Source organism: Streptomyces sp. NPDC045846, from assembly GCF_056431605.1.
Genome location: NZ_JBWKKJ010000014.1, coordinates 51,724 through 68,150, shown reverse-complemented (window position 1 = coordinate 68,150; position 16,427 = coordinate 51,724). Strand labels below are relative to the sequence as shown.

Annotated in this window: 15 protein-coding genes and 1 riboswitch; of the genes, 8 read left to right on the top strand and 7 right to left on the bottom strand. The window is 69.3% G+C overall.

Going from position 1 to position 16,427, the window contains the following annotated elements; translation table 11 throughout:
* Positions 1-13: 13 nt before the first annotated feature.
* From murQ to AC07F3_RS32805, 5 genes are all read left to right on the top strand, one after another.
* Positions 14-943: an N-acetylmuramic acid 6-phosphate etherase gene (gene murQ / locus AC07F3_RS32825; protein WP_479118150.1), complete on the top strand. Its 930-nt coding sequence runs from the start codon at positions 14-16 to the stop codon at positions 941-943.
* A gap of 36 nt (positions 944-979) precedes the next feature.
* Entirely contained in the window at positions 980-2,443 is a 1,464-nt protein-coding gene (locus tag AC07F3_RS32820) for a PTS transporter subunit EIIC (RefSeq protein WP_479118149.1), read from the top strand.
* A gap of 248 nt (positions 2,444-2,691) precedes the next feature.
* The gene (locus tag AC07F3_RS32815) at positions 2,692-3,120 is read left to right on the top strand and encodes a hypothetical protein (protein ID WP_479118148.1); all 429 of its coding nucleotides are present in this window, start codon (positions 2,692-2,694) and stop codon (positions 3,118-3,120) included.
* A 1-nt stretch (position 3,121) separates the two neighbouring features.
* Positions 3,122-4,987, top strand: a complete 1,866-nt coding sequence (locus AC07F3_RS32810; protein ID WP_479118147.1) for an alpha/beta hydrolase — start codon at positions 3,122-3,124, stop codon at positions 4,985-4,987.
* Positions 4,984-5,598: a hypothetical protein gene (locus AC07F3_RS32805; protein ID WP_479118145.1), complete on the top strand. Its 615-nt coding sequence runs from the start codon at positions 4,984-4,986 to the stop codon at positions 5,596-5,598. The genes AC07F3_RS32810 and AC07F3_RS32805 overlap by 4 nt, the downstream gene beginning before the upstream one ends.
* 47 nt (positions 5,599-5,645) lie before the next feature.
* On the opposite strand, the gene AC07F3_RS32800 is transcribed toward AC07F3_RS32805, so the two are convergent.
* Positions 5,646-6,131: a hypothetical protein gene (locus tag AC07F3_RS32800; protein WP_479118144.1), complete on the bottom strand. Its 486-nt coding sequence runs from the start codon at positions 6,129-6,131 to the stop codon at positions 5,646-5,648.
* A gap of 202 nt (positions 6,132-6,333) precedes the next feature.
* On the opposite strand from AC07F3_RS32800, the gene AC07F3_RS32795 reads away from it, so the two are divergent.
* Positions 6,334-8,619: an LPXTG cell wall anchor domain-containing protein gene (locus AC07F3_RS32795; RefSeq protein WP_479118143.1), complete on the top strand. Its 2,286-nt coding sequence runs from the start codon at positions 6,334-6,336 to the stop codon at positions 8,617-8,619.
* Between the two features lie 21 nt (positions 8,620-8,640).
* On the opposite strand, the gene AC07F3_RS32790 is transcribed toward AC07F3_RS32795, so the two are convergent.
* The gene (locus tag AC07F3_RS32790) at positions 8,641-8,913 is read right to left on the bottom strand and encodes a hypothetical protein (RefSeq protein ID WP_479118142.1); all 273 of its coding nucleotides are present in this window, start codon (positions 8,911-8,913) and stop codon (positions 8,641-8,643) included.
* A 115-nt stretch (positions 8,914-9,028) separates the two neighbouring features.
* Here AC07F3_RS32790 and AC07F3_RS32785 point away from each other — a divergent pair, with 115 nt between their 5' ends.
* On the top strand, positions 9,029-9,868 hold the full coding sequence (locus AC07F3_RS32785) for a helix-turn-helix domain-containing protein (RefSeq protein ID WP_479118141.1): 840 nt from the start codon (positions 9,029-9,031) through the stop codon (positions 9,866-9,868).
* Positions 9,852-10,169 (top strand): DUF397 domain-containing protein, encoded by a 318-nt coding sequence (locus AC07F3_RS32780; RefSeq protein ID WP_479118139.1) that lies wholly within the window; start codon positions 9,852-9,854, stop codon positions 10,167-10,169. Before AC07F3_RS32785 ends, AC07F3_RS32780 begins: the two co-directional genes overlap by 17 nt.
* A gap of 53 nt (positions 10,170-10,222) precedes the next feature.
* On the opposite strand, the gene AC07F3_RS32775 is transcribed toward AC07F3_RS32780, so the two are convergent.
* The 5 genes from AC07F3_RS32775 to thrC form a co-directional block, all read right to left on the bottom strand.
* Complete coding sequence (locus tag AC07F3_RS32775) at positions 10,223-10,969, bottom strand: DUF4097 family beta strand repeat-containing protein (RefSeq protein WP_479118138.1); 747 nt, start codon at positions 10,967-10,969, stop codon at positions 10,223-10,225.
* Between the two features lie 232 nt (positions 10,970-11,201).
* A complete protein-coding gene (gene groL / locus AC07F3_RS32770; protein WP_114039081.1) occupies positions 11,202-12,824 on the bottom strand; it encodes a chaperonin GroEL in 1,623 nt (540 codons plus the stop codon).
* Positions 12,825-13,976: 1,152 nt separating this feature from the next.
* A complete protein-coding gene (locus AC07F3_RS32765; RefSeq protein ID WP_005315736.1) occupies positions 13,977-14,180 on the bottom strand; it encodes a cold-shock protein in 204 nt (67 codons plus the stop codon).
* 412 nt (positions 14,181-14,592) lie between these two features.
* Positions 14,593-14,868: a MoaD/ThiS family protein gene (locus AC07F3_RS32760; protein WP_479118136.1), complete on the bottom strand. Its 276-nt coding sequence runs from the start codon at positions 14,866-14,868 to the stop codon at positions 14,593-14,595.
* Positions 14,869-14,899: 31 nt separating this feature from the next.
* Positions 14,900-16,207: a threonine synthase gene (thrC, locus tag AC07F3_RS32755; RefSeq protein WP_479118135.1), complete on the bottom strand. Its 1,308-nt coding sequence runs from the start codon at positions 16,205-16,207 to the stop codon at positions 14,900-14,902.
* Between the two features lie 17 nt (positions 16,208-16,224).
* Positions 16,225-16,370, bottom strand: a riboswitch (SAM riboswitch).
* Positions 16,371-16,427 lie beyond the last annotated feature (57 nt).

The window sequence follows — 16,427 nt, the reverse complement described above, 5'->3', positions numbered from 1 at the left end:
GAGCAGCCGTCACATGACCACCCAGGACTACGCCGAGCTCCGCGCCCAGCTGGCCACCCTCACCACCGAGGCGTTCCGGCCCGACCTCGCGGAGATCGACCGGCTGCCGACCGCCGAGATCGCGCGGATCATGAACAGCGAGGACGCCACCGTCCCCGCCGCCGTGGCCGAGCGGCTCCCGGACATCGCGGCCGCGATCGACGCCACGGCCGCGCGGATGGCCGAGGGCGGGCGGCTGGTCTACGCGGGCGCCGGCACGGCCGGGCGGCTCGGCGTCCTGGACGCCAGCGAGTGCCCGCCGACGTTCAACACCGATCCGTCCGAGGTCATCGGACTGATCGCGGGCGGCCCCTCCGCGATGGTCAAGGCGGTCGAAGGGGCCGAGGACTCCAAGCAGCTGGCGGCCGAGGACCTCGACGGGCTGCGCCTGACCGACCGGGACACGGTCGTCGGCATCTCGGCCTCGGGCCGCACCCCGTACGCCATCGGCGCGGTCGAGCACGCCCGCCGCGTGGGCGCGCTCACCATCGGCCTGTCCTGCAACGCGGGCAGCGCGCTCGCGGCGGCCGCCGAGCACGGCATCGAGGTGGTGGTCGGGCCCGAACTGCTCACGGGCTCCACGCGGTTGAAGTCGGGCACGGCCCAGAAGCTGGTCCTCAACATGATCTCGACGATCACCATGATCCGGCTCGGCAAGACGTACGGGAACCTCATGGTCGACGTGCGCGCCTCCAACGAGAAGCTGCGCGCCCGCTCGCGCCGCATCGTGGCGCTGGCGACCGGCGCGGACGACGCCGAGATCGAGGCCGCGCTCGCCGCGACCGACGGCGAGGTGAAGAACGCCATCCTCGTCATCCTCGGCGGCGTGGAGGGCCCCACGGCGGCCCGCCTCCTGACCGAGAGCCGGGGCCACCTGCGCGCGGCGCTGCACGCCGCCCCCTGACCCCCTCCCGGCCCCGCACAGCAAGGCACCAGCACCATGGCACCAGAGAACAAGAACCGCGCCACCGCCGCCGCGATCCTCCCGCTCGTCGGCGGTGCCCGGAACATCGACTCCGTCGCCCACTGCATGACCCGCCTCCGGCTCGGCCTGAAGGACCGCGCGCTGGTCCAGGACGACGCGCTGAAGGCGCTGCCCGCGGTCATGGGCGTGGTCGAGGACGACACGTACCAGATCGTGCTCGGCCCGGGCACGGTGGCGCGGGTGGCCCCGGAGTTCGAGGCCCTGGTGTCGGCGGGGAAGGACGCGCAACAGCCAGTCACCGCAGAGGAGTTGGCGAGCAGGGGCGAGGAGCTGAAGGCGGCCCGCAAGGCGAAGAACGCGACGCCGTTCAAACTCTTCCTCCGCAGGATCGCGAACATCTTCGTTCCCCTGATCCCGGCCCTGATCGGCTGCGGCATCATCGCGGGCCTCAACGGCCTTCTGGTGAACCTGGGTTGGCTCTCCGGCGTGACCCCCGCCCTCGCCGCCATCGCCTCCGGCTTCATGGCGCTGATCGCGGTGTTCGTCGGCTTCAACACGGCGAAGGAGTTCGGGGGGACGCCCGTCCTCGGCGGCGCGGTGGCCTCCATCATCGTCTTCGCGGGCGTCGCGAAGATCACGGTCTTCGGCCAGACCCTGGCCCCGGGCCAGGGCGGGGTGCTCGGCGCACTGGGAGCGGCGCTGCTCGCGGTGTACGTCGAGCGGTGGTGCAGGCGCTGGGTGCCGGAGGCCCTGGACGTCCTGGTGACGCCGACCCTGACGGTGCTGATCTCCGGCCTGGTCACGCTGTACGGCCTGATGTTCCTGGCGGGCGAGGTCTCGACGGGCATCGGCCACGGGGCGAACTGGCTCCTGGACCACACCGGCGCCTTCGCGGGCCTGGTCCTGGGCGGCCTGTTCCTCCCGCTGGTCATGCTGGGCCTGCACCAGGCGCTGATCCCGATCCACACCACCCTGATCGAGCAGCAGGGCTACACCGTCCTGCTGCCGATCCTAGCGATGGCGGGCGCGGGCCAGGTGGGCTGCGCGGTGGCGGTCTACCTGCGCGCGAAGCGGAACGACTCCCTGCGCGCCACCATCAAGTCCGCGCTCCCGGCGGGCTTCCTGGGCGTCGGCGAACCGCTGATCTACGGAGTCTCGCTCCCCCTCGGCCGCCCGTTCGTCACGGCGTGCGCGGGCGGGGCCGCGGGCGGCGCGTTCGTCGGCCTGTTCTCCATGCTGGGCGACAAGGTGGGCTCGACCGCGATCGGCCCCTCGGGCTGGGCCCTGTTCCCCCTGCTCCAGGGCAACCACGGCCTCGGCACGACGATCGCGATCTACGCGGGCGGCCTGCTGACCGGCTACGCGGTGGGCTTCCTGGCCACGTACTACTTCGGCTTCACCCGCCAATCCCTGACCGGCCTGAACACACCCCCGGCCGAACCGGCCCCCGCCCAACCCCGTGAACCCGCCCAGGCCTGACCACGCGGGCGTCCGGGCGGAGTTCGCGCCCACGCGCCTCACAGAACCGGCACGGCTCCGCATCTGGGTGACCGCCTCCGCACGGCCTGAGGCGGATCACTCTTGCGCGGACGGCTCAGGGCCTGCTACGCGACGCCGCACTTTTTTCGGCCAACGCCCTGTTCGCGCTTGCACAGCCCCACCTCCGTCGGCCTAACGTCATACGGGGCGGCGGAGGGGCCGCACGGGGAGCAAGGGGCGCGGGGGACATGAGTACTGCGGCACATCCGGAGAGCTGGCAGCGGATGCTCGACCTGGCCGGGCCGCCCAGCCCCGCCATGACACTGGCATCGGCCACCCCCGCCGGGTCCGGCGACCTGCACCACACCCCCAAGCCATGGAACGACGCCGCCGGAGCGGCCCACTCACTACTCACCGACACCGACACGGCGAAGGGCGCCCTCACCAGCGCCCACGCGGGCATCGACACGGGAACCGAAGGGCTGTTGAGTGTCGCCGCGCTCAAGACCGTGCTGACGTCCTGGGAGGAACGGCTCGCCGCGGTGCGCGACGAATGCGCCGCCCTGGAACCCAAGTTGCGTGAGGTCGCCCGCACGATGGGCAGCACCGACCACGGCGTGAAGTCCTCCATCACCGGATACGCCGACCCGGCCCCGGCCGGCCCGAAGGGCCGGTGACGTGGTGCTCACCTGGCAGCAACTTCGCGACCTCAAACTGACCGGCCTCCAGAGCGCGGCCGACGGCTGGGGCACCGTCAGCCGCCACGCCGACGCGGCCCGGGACCGGCTCAGCAACGAGATGCTGGGCGCGATCGAGAAGTCCCAGACCAGCAACGCCGCCGACAACGCGGCGGTCCGGTTGAGGGGCCTGGACCGCAACTACGACTACGTCCACATCGAATGCGGTCTTGTCCGCACCTCCCTAGACTCGCTTGCCTACGAACTGGCCGGTCCGCAACGCAAGTTGAGGGACGCACTGGACGACGCGGCGGCGTTGAAGTTCACCGTGGCCGGGGACGGCTCCGTGAGCTATCCCCCCGGCGGTGAGAACCTGATGTCGAAGCAGCCGCTTCCCGGCGGCAGCGTGACCGGGGGCTCTCCCCTCTTCTCCCGCCCGCCCTCGCTCGCCCAGACCCCGCCGGGCTTCACCGACACCAACCCGAACCACGCGAAGGCCCAGGCCATCGCGGACCGGATCCACGACGCGCTCCAGGAAGCCCGCCGCATCGACGAGCGCTTCAGCACGACCCTCACCAGGCTCAAGGCCGAACCCGGCCTGAGCGTGGCCACCGCGACCTGGGAGGACATGGCCGCCGACGCAGCCGCGGTACGGGAGGTCGCCGACCACTATCTGAAGAACGACATCCCCACGGACAAGTCTCCGGCCGAACGCAAGGCCTGGTGGTCCTACCTCACGGAGAAGGAACGCGAGGAGTACCTCGCGGCGTACCCGGACATCATCGGAAACCTGGACGGCATCCCGAGCGCGGTCCGTGACGAGGCCAACCGCGACAACCTGCAGGTGTTGATCGGAAAGTTGGCGGGAGCGACTGACGAGCGCTCGCAGACGCAGCTGGCCGGACTGCTGTCCATCGACAAGCAGCTGCGGGCCGCCCCGGAACCCGGGGTGCCCTCGATGTACCTTCTCGGCATCGGCGATCAGGGCAACGGCCGTGCGATCGTCTCCTTCGGCGACCCCGACACCGCGCACAACGTGTCCGCATACGTCCCGGGGCTCGCCACCAAACTCAGCGAGCACTTCGCGACGAACGACATCGAGCGCGCCCGCTCGACCGCCAAATCCGCAGCCTTCCTGGACCACTCCAGCGCCTCCATCGTCTGGCTCGGCTACGACGCTCCTCAGCTTCCAGCTGATCAAGTCGTCGACGACGTGGCCGTCATGGGGACCCACGACGCGGAGGTGGGCGCGACGTCGTACAACCACTTCATGGACGGCATCCGCGTGACGAACCAGAACACCGACCCGCACATCACCGCCATCGGCCATTCCTACGGTTCGCTCACCGTCGGCCTGGCCGCCCAGCAGCCGGGCGGCATTCCCGGCGCCGACGACATCATCCTCGTCGGCAGCCCGGGAACAGGGGCGAAAACCGCCGACGCCCTCGGGGTGGGCCGCGATCATGTCTATGTGGGCGCTGCCGAGAACGATCCAGTGACGATGCTGCCGAACAAGAGGGAAGCGCTGGGCATCGTGGGCGGAGGGGCCGTCGGGGCCTTCGAGGGGTTCGTCTCTCCCGTCCCCGGAGGGGCTCTCCTGGGTGCTGCGGCGGGCGCTCTGGACGGCTACGCCGTCGGGAACGCAGCCACCGATCCCAGTCAGATCTACTTCGGCACGGACCCCGCGAACCACACCTTCGGCGCCCACCGATTCCAGGTCGGGGACGGTCCTCGACCGTTCATCGACGGTGAGGGACCCGTGCCCGCTCACTCGAACTACTTCGACGATGATCCGGTGTCGGCGGCCAACATCGCCGCCATCGTCGCGGGGCGGCCCCGCCTGGTCACCTCTCAGGAGCCCCGATGAAGCAATTCCGCCGCGCGTGCGGCCTGCTCGTGATGCTGGCCGTCGCCGGGTGTGGCCTCATCCCATCCGCTTCCACCAGCGAGCAGAAAGGAGAGTCGACGAACATGAACATGCAGCAGGCCGCCGACAAGGCCGACGCCCTTCTTCAGGAAACCGTCGCCGGGGTCACTCCGGCGTTGCGCTGGGTGCATGAGGCGCCCGGCCAGAACACCTGCACGGACTGGAAGAACGCCGACGCCGGGGGCGGCTACGTCAGCCGTGGCCTCATGGTGATGACGGTCGTCTCCCCCGCACGCCGCGGCAGCCTCCTCGGCATGGTCGAGCGCGGCTGGAAGGGTCGCGGTTTCACCGTGACGAACGTGCGGGCGGACGCCGAGTTCCCCGCGATTTTCGCGTCGACTCCGGATGGCTTCCGCTTGGAGGCGGCGGTAGGGGGCGAAGGCCAGTTCCGCTTCGGCGTCACCAGCCCCTGCGCACCCAAGTCCCCGGTGGGGAACCCCACCACGCCGTCCAACGTCGACACCAATACCCCCGCGTACGAGGGCGGCAAGCCGCTTCCCCGCCCGTACCTCCACGACGACTTCTGGTCCGCCACCACGCCCGCCTCCTAGCTCCCCGCGCGCGGGCGGCGACCCGCGTCAGGCCCGTGCGGGCGGGTTCACGGGCGTTCCCACTCCTCGAACTCCTCCACCACGTTCCGCAGGCGCCACGGTGGGGGCTTCAGGAACATGCCGCGCAGTTCGGCGACCGGGACCGCTGCGGGGTAGTAGTCGTCGTCCTCGTACAGGTCCTCGTGGTCGGGGTTCTCCATCGGGTCGCCGGGGACGCCCACGAAGGGGCCCTCCCACGTCGCGGGGTCGATGGGGGCCGCCGGGTTCAGTTTCCACACCGCGCCCGCGCGGACGCAGACCTCGCCGAGGTACCACGCGGGGGCGGTCAGTCTCGGGGTGTGCTGGGCGGCCCTCACGTCCTCCCACCGCGACGCCGCGAAGTCCTCCCGCACCGCCCGCTCCAGCGCGTCGACCGACTCCGCCGAGAAGTCCCAGCTCCCCGGGTGCGACGCGGCCCACTCCCCGAACGCCGCCTCCTGCTCCGCCAGCCACGCCGTCAGCCGGGGATGGCTCGTCCACTCCTGTTCGCTCATGAGCAGCGAGCGTACGGGAGGGGTGTAAGGGGCTTGTGGAGATGGCGAGTTGGGAGTTTGGGGAGCGGGAAAACTGTGGGGCGCCTGTGGCTCGGGAGGGCTAGCGTGTGGTGCTGCGCGACGCCATTGAGCACGGGGGCCCCTGGTGTCGCGGCACGCTCCACGCCCACTTCTTTGGGCTCCCGGGGAAAGACACGTTCGCGTGAACCATCCGATATCCACGCGCCGGCACCACCTGTGGGCGCGCGCCGCGGTCGCTCTCGCCACCGTCGGCATCCTCTCCGCCGGCGGCCTGCCACAGCTCCAGGGCACGGCCGACGCGGCGACCAAGGCAATGCCCTGCGAGCAGATGTTCAAGCTCAAGGGGAAGCCCACCGATCCGGGCAGCCTTCCGTGGGCCAAGGGCGACGCGGTCCGGCCCGAGACCGACTGGGACTCCTACGGATTCCCCAACCAGCGCCAGGCCATGGACGGCCTCACCCTGCCCGACGACCCCGTCGAGCGGGACAAGATCCTCGACAAGCTCACCCTGCCCTACAAGAAGTATGCGGAAGGCACCCCCGAGCGCGTCTACGCGACGTACAAGGACTACCTCTCGCGCAACGGCAACGCCGACACCAAGTACGGCGGCTTCGGCAACTGGCTCAACGAGGCCTACATCGAGGTCTACGGACGCAACCCGCGCGGCGAGGCCTTCCACGGCAAGGTCGTCAAGGACCTCGGGCTGCTCGGGCCGGACTGGATCTGCGAGGAGACCGTCTCGGTCACCGACCCGGACACCGGCAAGACCTACCAGCGGCGCTTCGACGCGGTCAATCACAAGACCAAGGAGGTGCTTGAGGTCAAGTCCGGTGGAAACCACGACAGTTCGCAGGCACCGAAGGACCGCGCCTTCCTGAAGGACCCCAAGTACAAGGACTACAAGCTGCGGTACACCTTCGGGCAGCCGCAGTCCGAGGACACCCTCAAGTACACCAACGGGCTCAAGCAGCTCGGCGGCCAGGGCCGGGTCACCACGTACGAGCACGTCTCCACCCCGGAGACGGAGTTCCAGCCCGGCAAGTACACCGCCCAGGACACCAGGAACAGCATCGGGCGCGGCTCCGACGTCATCCGGCAGTCGCCCGCGACCCCGGCCGACATGAAGCGGCAGATGGACCGCATCCGCGCCGCCGACCCCGAGGGCATGCGGGTGCGCGGGCCCGGCGGCGTCGACTTCTCCACCCTGGAGCTCCGCTACGTCGGCAAGCCCGTCAAGGGCCAGGGCCTGAACTACTCCTTCTCCGCCAACAAGGTCGACGAGTCCTCCGGCCTCGGCTACGGCGGGCAGCAGAAGGCCGAGCTCATCTCCGACTCCTTCTTCACCTGGCTCGCCCTGACCCCCGAAAAGTTCTGGGTCAACCTCAACCCGGACCAGCCCGACAAGATCATGGACCCGACGTTCGGCAAGACCGACGCCGGACGCGTCCTGCTCCAGGCCGACCTGGAGATGAAGCACGACTACGCCAAGGACATGGACCCCCGCACCGGCGTCGGCAAGCAGCTCTGGGACAAGCTCAGCGCCGAGCACATCCCCTGCACCCACGGCGTGCGCAACTGGATCGTCCCCAAGCCCGCCGAGGTCCGCGAGCAGAACGGCGGCCTCTACATCCTCGACGCCCCGCTCAAGGTCAACTCCGTACCCCAGGAGGTCAAGACCCCCAGCCCCAACGGCAAGTGCGACCTCACCGACGCCCAGCACCAGCGCGTCACCGAGCTCATGGACGCGCTGATCGTGCCGGACATCGAGAAGAAGGTGAACACCGACCCCCGGTACGCCGACCTGCGCGCCGTCTACAACGCCCGCGTCGCCGCCGAGTGGATCCGCCAGCAGGACACCCAGTCCCCCACGGACTACCACGCCGTCATCAACAGCAACCGGGTCGCCGACTGGCCGCTGCGCGGCCAGAACGCCTCCTGGACGCCGGAGCAGACCTACCGGGACTACGTGAAGTCCTTCACCCAGGGCGACTACAGCTACCCCTGCGAGAAGGCGGGCCAACCCGGCACCTGCGTCATGGGCGGCGTCGACTTCTCCAAGTCGCCCAAGCAGAACGTCACCCAGGCCAAGTTCACCGCCGAGCACAAGAACCTCCCCCGCACGACCGACATCTCCGTCAAGGCGATGACCGACGACGCGGAGAACAAGGCCCTCCTCGCCCTCGGCGGCAACACCGCCGCCCACACCGGCACCGGCGGCGGGCCCACCCCGACGCCCACGCCCACGCCGACCCACTCCGGTCAGCCCTCCACTCCCCCGGCCTCCCCCAGCCCCAACCCCGGGCCCACCGGCCAGGGCGGGCGGAACCAGCCGGGCGACCCGCACGCCGGCGGCGGTCTCGCCAACACCGGCACCCAGATCGCCACGATCGCGGCCGCCGCCCTCGCCCTCCTAGCCGCCGGAGCCGGACTCGTCTGGCTGCGACGCCGCAGGAACAGCCTGGGATAGCACCCGGCAGCTGACGTCCCGTCAGTGCCCTGTCGTCGACCTCACGGAAGGGGTGCCGCCCACCGGCGGTGCCCCTTCCGCGCTGTACGTGCCCGCCAGTACGGACACCAGCCGCAGCGCCATGTCCAGGTTGCAGCGACCCAGGTCCACCAGCGGATACAGCACGTGGCCCGCACACGTCAGCGGGTCGATCCTGAGGGACGGCAGCACCACCCCGGACCGCGTCAGCACCTCCCGCAACTGCTCGACGGCGTCCTCCGTCGCCCGCACCCTCTCCTCCGCCGTCAGCGCCATGTCCCTTGCCTTCCGCTCCACCGAGTGTGTCGATTACCTCACCCAGCGTGTCCGATGCGGGCTAGCCTGACTACTGTCGGCGATCCAACAACCCCGCGTGTCCAGGGAGTTGCGCATGCCAGGACCGAAGAACCTCGACCCCTCCTCCTCTCCTCGCGCCCTCCTCGGCGCCGAACTCCGCTTCGCCCGCGAGAAGGCCGGGCTCACCCAGGACGAACTCGGTCAGCCCCTCTTCGTCTCCGGCTCCTTCATTGGCCAGCTCGAAGCGGGCACCCGCCGCATGCACCTCGAATACGCCCGCCAGATCGACAAGATCCTCGGCACCAACGGCTTCTTCACCCGCAACTGCGTCGCCGCCGCCAAGTCCAAGTACCCCGATCACTTCGCCGAAGCGGCCGAGGCGGAGGCCATCGCCACCACCATTCGCGAGTACGCGCCATCACTGATTCCGGGCTTGCTTCAAACGGAGGCCTACGCGCGGGCTATGTTCCGCGCGGGTCATCTCACAGCGCCTGAGGAGTTCATCGACGAGCTCGTGGCCGCTCGATTGGCACGCGCCGAGCTTCTGACCGATCCAACAAAGCCCCTGATGTGGGCCGTGCTTGACGAGGCCGTGCTGCGGAGGAAGGTAGGCGGGTCGGCCGTGATGGCGGAGGCGTTGGCACATGTGGCCGCACTGGGAGCCCGTCACCGCGTCATCCTCCAGGTTCTGCCGTTCGCCGCGGGTGCTCACATGGCCTTGGGAGGCGGCCTCAAGCTCATGGCCTTCATGGACGCACCTCCCCTGGCATACATCGAAGGCCTGGGAACCGGCCAGCTGCTGGACGACCCAGCCAGGGTCACCCATTACGAACTGACCTACGATTTGGTTGGGGCCAGCGCACTCTCACCACAACAATCCCTGGCCCTGATCGAATCGGTGGCGGAGGATTACGCCCATGAGGATCAGCCCTGAGTACGACCTGAGCAAGGCCACTTGGCACAAGTCGAGTTACAGCGGTGCAAGCGGGGGCGACTGCCTTGAGGTCGCCCGCTGGCAGAAGTCCAGCTACAGCGGCGGCGAGGGCGGCAACTGCCTTGAGGTCGGCCACTGGCGCAAGTCCACGTACAGCGATGCCAGCGGCGGCAACTGCCTTGAAGTGGCCGACGGGCACAGCGAGTTCGTGCCTGTTCGCGACTCGAAGAACCCCGACGGGCCCGTCCTCGTGTTCCCGGCCGCCGCCTGGTCCGCGTTCATCGACGACGTACGCGCCTGAGTCAACCGGTGTAGCGGCGGGGCCCGAGGCACTCAAGTCCCGGGCCCTGCCCGCTACTTGGACGCCTTCACGGTTATGTCGCCGTTGCTGGTGGCCAGGTTCAGCTGGTGGGTGGCGGTCGGGGCGTCGGGTATCGCGAGCTTCGTGCTGCCGCTGCTGGTCCGGGCCGTGACGTGGTACGGGGCGGACGGCGCGGTCACGGTGATGCTGCCGTTGGAGGTCTGCGCCGTGACGTCCTGCACGGTGTCGGGTGTCAGGGAGATCGAGCCGTTCGACGTGCGGGCCGTGACGCCCGTGCCCTTCAGGCCGGTGCCGCTGATCGAGCCGTTGGTGGTGCCTATGTCGACCGGGCCCGTCGCCCCGGACACCTTCACGTCGCCGTCCTTCGTGGAGACCTTGACCTCACCGACCGAGGACAGGCTCAACGTGCCCTCGGTGCTCGACCCGGTCACCGGGATTCCGGCCGGGACGTCGACCGTGTAGTCCACCGAGCAGTGGCCCGAGCAGCCTTCGAGCACCAGCACGCCGTTCTCGACGTGGTACGTCGTGCCCTCCGGCTTCGTCTTTTCCCGGTAGTTGACCTCGCGGTGCACCGACACCTTGTCGAGGCCCTTCTTGCCGCGCACCCGGAAGCCGTCCGATTTTCCGTCGAGGCGCACCGCGGTGATCTTTTCCTTGACCGTGGCGTCGTCCTTGAACGTCTTGTCGTCCAGCGGGCCGCACGCGCCCAGGGCGCCGACCGCCAGCGCGGTCAGGGTCACGGCCGCGAGGGTGCGGGTCCGCAGTCGTGTGGTGCTCATGAAAGTCCCCCGAAGGTGTGCCAGTTGGGGCCGCTCTCGCCCCCCTCCGGACACCAAATTAGCCCCGCCACCAGGCCTCGCACCATGGAGCCAGCACCCGTATCGACCTTCGCGTTTCCGTACCCCACGGTTCGGAACCCCGAAGTTCCGGGCCCCGGAAACGCCCGAGGGCGGCACCCCCGCAATGGGGGTGCCGCCCTCGGCGTACAACCAGGATCTACCGAGCCGGGGCTCAGAAGTCCATGTCACCGCCCGGCATGCCGCCCGGAGCGGCCGCGGCGGCCTTCTCCGGCTTGTCGGCGATGACGGCCTCGGTGGTGAGGAAGAGCGCCGCGATGGAGGCGGCGTTCTGCAGCGCGGAGCGGGTGACCTTCGCCGGGTCGATGATGCCCTCGGCGATCATGTCGACGTACTCACCCGTGGCGGCGTTCAGACCGTGGCCGACGGCCAGGTTGCGCACCTTCTCCACGACGACGCCACCCTCGAGACCACCGTTGACGGCGATCTGCTTGAGCGGGGCCTCCAGGGCGAGCTTCACGGCGTTGGCGCCGGTCGCCTCGTCACCGTCGAGCTCAAGCTTCTCGAACACCGCGGAGGCCTGGAGCAGGGCCACGCCACCACCGGCGACGATGCCCTCCTCGACGGCCGCCTTCGCGTTGCGAACGGCGTCCTCGATGCGGTGCTTGCGCTCCTTGAGCTCGACCTCGGTGGCCGCGCCCGCCTTGATGACGGCCACGCCGCCGGCGAGCTTGGCGAGGCGCTCCTGGAGCTTCTCGCGGTCGTAGTCCGAGTCGCTGTTCTCGATCTCGGCGCGGATCTGGTTGACGCGACCCTGGACCTGGTCGCTGTCACCGGCACCGTCGACGATCGTCGTCTCGTCCTTGGTGATGACGACCTTGCGGGCGCGACCGAGCAGGTCGAGACCGGCGTTCTCCAGCTTGAGGCCGACCTCCTCGGAGATGACCGTGCCGCCCGTGAGGATGGCGATGTCACCGAGCATGGCCTTGCGGCGGTCACCGAAGCCCGGGGCCTTGACGGCGACGGACTTGAAGGTGCCACGGATCTTGTTGACGACCAGGGTCGACAGGGCCTCGCCCTCGACGTCCTCGGCGATGATCAGCAGCGGCTTGCCGGACTGCATGACCTTCTCGAGGAGCGGCAGCAGGTCCTTGACCGAGCTGATCTTCGAGTTGACGATCAGGATGTACGGGTCGTCGAGCGACGCCTCCATACGCTCCATGTCGGTGGCGAAGTACGCCGAGATGTAGCCCTTGTCGAAGCGCATGCCCTCGGTGAGCTCAAGCTCGAGCCCGAAGGTCTGCGACTCCTCGACGGTGATGACGCCTTCCTTGCCGACCTTGTCCATCGCCTCGGCGATGAGCTCGCCGATCTGGGTGTCGGCGGCGGAGATGGAGGCCGTCGAAGCGATCTGCTCCTTGGTCTCCACGTCCTTGGCCTGCTCCAGGAGGGCGGCGGAGACGGCCTCGACGGCCTTCTCGATGCCGCGCTTCAGGGCCATCGGGTTGGCGCCGGCGGCGACGTTGCGCAGACCCTCGCGCACCAGGGCCTGGGCGAGAACGGTCGCGGTGGTCGTACCGTCACCGGCGACGTCGTCCGTCTTCTTGGCGACTTCCTTGACCAGCTCGGCGCCGATCTTCTCGTACGGGTCCTCGAGCTCGATCTCCTTGGCGATGGAAACACCATCGTTGGTGATCGTGGGGGCGCCCCACTTCTTCTCGAGGACGACGTTGCGGCCCTTGGGGCCGAGGGTGACCTTGACGGCGTCGGCGAGCTGGTTCATCCCGCGCTCGAGACCGCGCCGTGCCTCCTCGTCGAACGCGATGATCTTGGCCATGTGAAGTGGTCCTCCCGGACAGGGGTGGCGTTCTTCGTGGATCGCGCCGGTGCCCGCGACGGACGGCCTGCAGCCCTTGTGGTTCCTTGCCCCACCCGGTCTGCGGGCCTCACTGACCCGATCCAAGTTCTGTCACTCTCACTCGGAGAGTGCTAAGCCCAATGATTAGCACTCGGCACCTGCGAGTGCAAGCGAGTCTCTTGAACCGGGGGGCTTTGGCTTGGCGGTGCCGCCCGGTGTCGGCGGGGGCTCCGCCCCCGCGCCCCGGCTCCTGACGAAGCCGGTCTTTCGTCGGCGGGCCGCGCGGCGTTGCTCGCGCCCCTTTCAGGCCGTTCTTCGCCCGACCACCGTGCGTGGCTGCTCGCGCCGTTCCCCGCGCCCCTATCAGGCCGTCCCGCGCCTGACCACCATGCGCGGTTGCTCGCGCAGTTCCCCGCGCCCCTATCAGGCCGTCCCGCGCCTGACCACCGTGCGCGGTTGCTCGCGCAGTTCCCCGCGCCCCTATCAGGCCGTCCCGCGCCTGACCACCGTGCGTGGTTGCTCGCGCAGTTCCCCGCGCCCCTTAACCCGATGTCGGCCTCGCGTCGTGCGTGGTTGTTCGCGCAGTTCCCCGCGCCCCTTGAACCCCCTTCGATCTGCGGACCGTGCCCGCTTCTCGCGCCGTTCCCCGCGCCCCTTGACCCGATCTCGGCCTCGCGTCGTGCATGGTGACTCGCGCAGTTCCCCGCGCCCCTCAACCCCCTTCGCCTGCGGACCGTGGTCGCTTCTCGCGCAGTTCCTCGCGCCCCTGGCGGTACTGGGGGGCGGGCCGGTGCTGGCATCTTTAGCCTGTCCGGCGTTTGAGGACGAGCGCCGTTCAGGCGCGAGCGGGGGTGTGGGGGCGGAGCCCCCGCCGGGGGTCGAGGGGCGGAGCCCCTCAAGGGGGTCTGGGGCGCAGCCCCAGGGCTCAGCACATCCAACCCCTGCGCAACGGGCGGGCGGGTGGGCAAGCGCCCCCGGGGTTTGGGGCGCAGCCCCAGGGTGCGGAACCATCCAACCCCGCACAGGGCAAGCCCCCCGGGCCTGGGCGGAGCCCCAGGGGTGCGTGAAGGGGGCCACCCTTGGGGTGGCCCCCTTCATGCGTGCGTGCGTCGGTGGCCGATCGCGCCGAGATCAGACGGCGAGCTTGACCATGTCCGCCTGCGGACCCTTCTGGCCCTGCGAGATCTCGAACTCGACTCGCTGACCTTCTTCAAGGGTGCGGTAACCGTCCATCTGGATCGCGCTGTAGTGGACGAAAACATCCGCACCACCGTCGACCGCGATGAAGCCGTACCCCTTCTCCGCGTTGAACCACTTGACGGTGCCCTGAGCCATGCCTAACTCCCCTATTACTGGCCCTTGCACGGGACCACACTTCGCGGACCCGGGTCAGACCTCCACCCTCCGACAGGAGAGGGTGTGCGCCGGAACGCGTCGACCGCGGCTGAATGTATCTGCCCAACTGCCCTCTGCAACAGGTCAATCGGACGAGAATTCCGGGCACACGCAGTGAACGGAATGCCATGAATTCAGCATTCCGGGGCAAGTCGGGCCGGGCAAAGCGCACTTAAGGCACAAAGGACACACACACTTTGACCTCATGTTGTCGCGTTCTCATATGCACTTGGCACGGGAAGCGAAGGCGCTTCCCCAACTGTACCCCGCTCAACCATGCTGAATTGCCCCCTCCGCTTCTCGTGCGGAGGGGGCAACTCTGCGTACAGACGGCGTTAAACGGCGCGGCGGTTCAGCCGCCCGCGACCGCCGGAATGATCGAGACGCCGGCGCCCTCGGGCGTGGCCGTCTGGAGGCCCTGCTCGAAGCGCACGTCGTCGTCGTTGACGTACACGTTGACGAAGCGGCGCAGCTTGCCCTGGTCGTCCAGGACGCGCGCGGCGATCCCGGCGTGGTTCTTCTCCAGGTCGGCGATGACCTCGGCCAGCGTCGCGCCCTCGGCGGCGACCTCGGCCAGGCCGCCGGTGTAGGTGCGCAGGATGGTGGGGATGCGGACGTTCACGCTCATGGTTCGGTACTCCTAGTCGATCAGCAGAGGCTCAGTGGGCGAGGCCCGCGTCGCGGAAGGCGTCCAGGCTCGGGCGGATGGTCGCGGTCGCCTGGGACGTGGCGGCCACCGCGTCCAGGGTCTTGAGCCCGTCACCGGTGTTGAGCACGACCGTGGTGAGCGACGGGTCGAGGAGACCGGCCTCGATGAGCTTCTTGGTGACGCCCACCGTCACGCCGCCCGCGGTCTCCGCGAAGATGCCCTCGGTCCGGGCGAGCAGCTTGATGGCGTCGACGATCTGCTCGTCGTCGACGTCCTCCACCGCGCCGCCCGTGCGGCGCGCGATGTCCAGGACGTACGGCCCGTCCGCCGGGTTGCCGATGGCCAGCGACTTGGCGATGGTGTCCGGCTTCTGCGGGCGTACGACATCGTGCCCGGCCTTGAAGGCGGTGGAGACCGGGGAGCAGCCCTCGGCCTGCGCGCCGAAGATCTTGTACGGCCTGTCCTCGACCAGGCCGAGCTTGATCAGCTCCTGGAGCCCCTTGTCGATCTTGGTGAGCTGGGAGCCCGAGGCGATCGGGATGACCAGCTGGTCGGGCAGCCGCCAGCCGAGCTGCTCGCAGATCTCGTACGCCAGCGTCTTGGAACCCTCGCCGTAGTACGGCCGCAGGTTGACGTTGACGAAGCCCCAGCCCTCGCCGAGCGGGTCGCCGATGAGCTCGGAGCAGAAGCGGTTCACGTCGTCGTAGTTGCCCTCGATGCCGACGAGCTCGCCGCCGTACACCGCGGCCATGACGACCTTGCCCTGCTCCAGGTCGTGCGGGATGAACACGCAGGAGCGGAAGCCGGCCCGCGCGGCGGCGGCGCCGACCGCGCCCGCGAGGTTTCCGGTGGAGGAGCAGGAGAGCGTGGTGAAGCCGAAGGCGCGGGCGGCCTCCAGGGCCTGGGCGACGACGCGGTCCTTGAAGGAGTGCGTCGGGTTGCCGGAGTCGTCCTTGACGAACAGCTTGCCGGGCTCGACGCCCAGCTCGCGCGCCAGGTTCTCGGCCTTGACGAGCTTGGTGAAGCCCGGGTTCAGGTTCGGCTTGTCGGCCACGTCGGCGGGGACGGGCAGCAGCGGCGCGTACCGCCAGATGTTCTCGGGGCCCGCCTCGATCCGCTTGCGCAGCGCCTCGGGGTCGCCGAGCGGCAGGTCATAAGCCACTTCGAGCGGTCCGAAACACAGTTCGCAGGCGAAGATCGGGCCGAGTTCGAAACGCTGGCCGCACTCGCGGCAGGAAAGCCCGGACGCGGGACCGAGATCGACGGGGGTGCCGGAAGCGGTCTCGACAGAGGCGGTGTCAACAGTCTGTGCAGACATGGAGGGGAGGCCCTTTCTCCTCATCTTCCTCAGGGCGAACTTCGCCATGAGACGGATTTGGCACCTTCCCTAGCCGGTGGCCCCGTGTCTTGATCGACGAGAACCGACTGGAGGGTTGCCGGGGCTTCAACGGGCCGTTTCCCTCTGCCCCTCTGGATGAGCGGTATTCGATTGTCAGCGTGACGACGACCCCCGACATGCGACGGTCATCCGCGTTGTT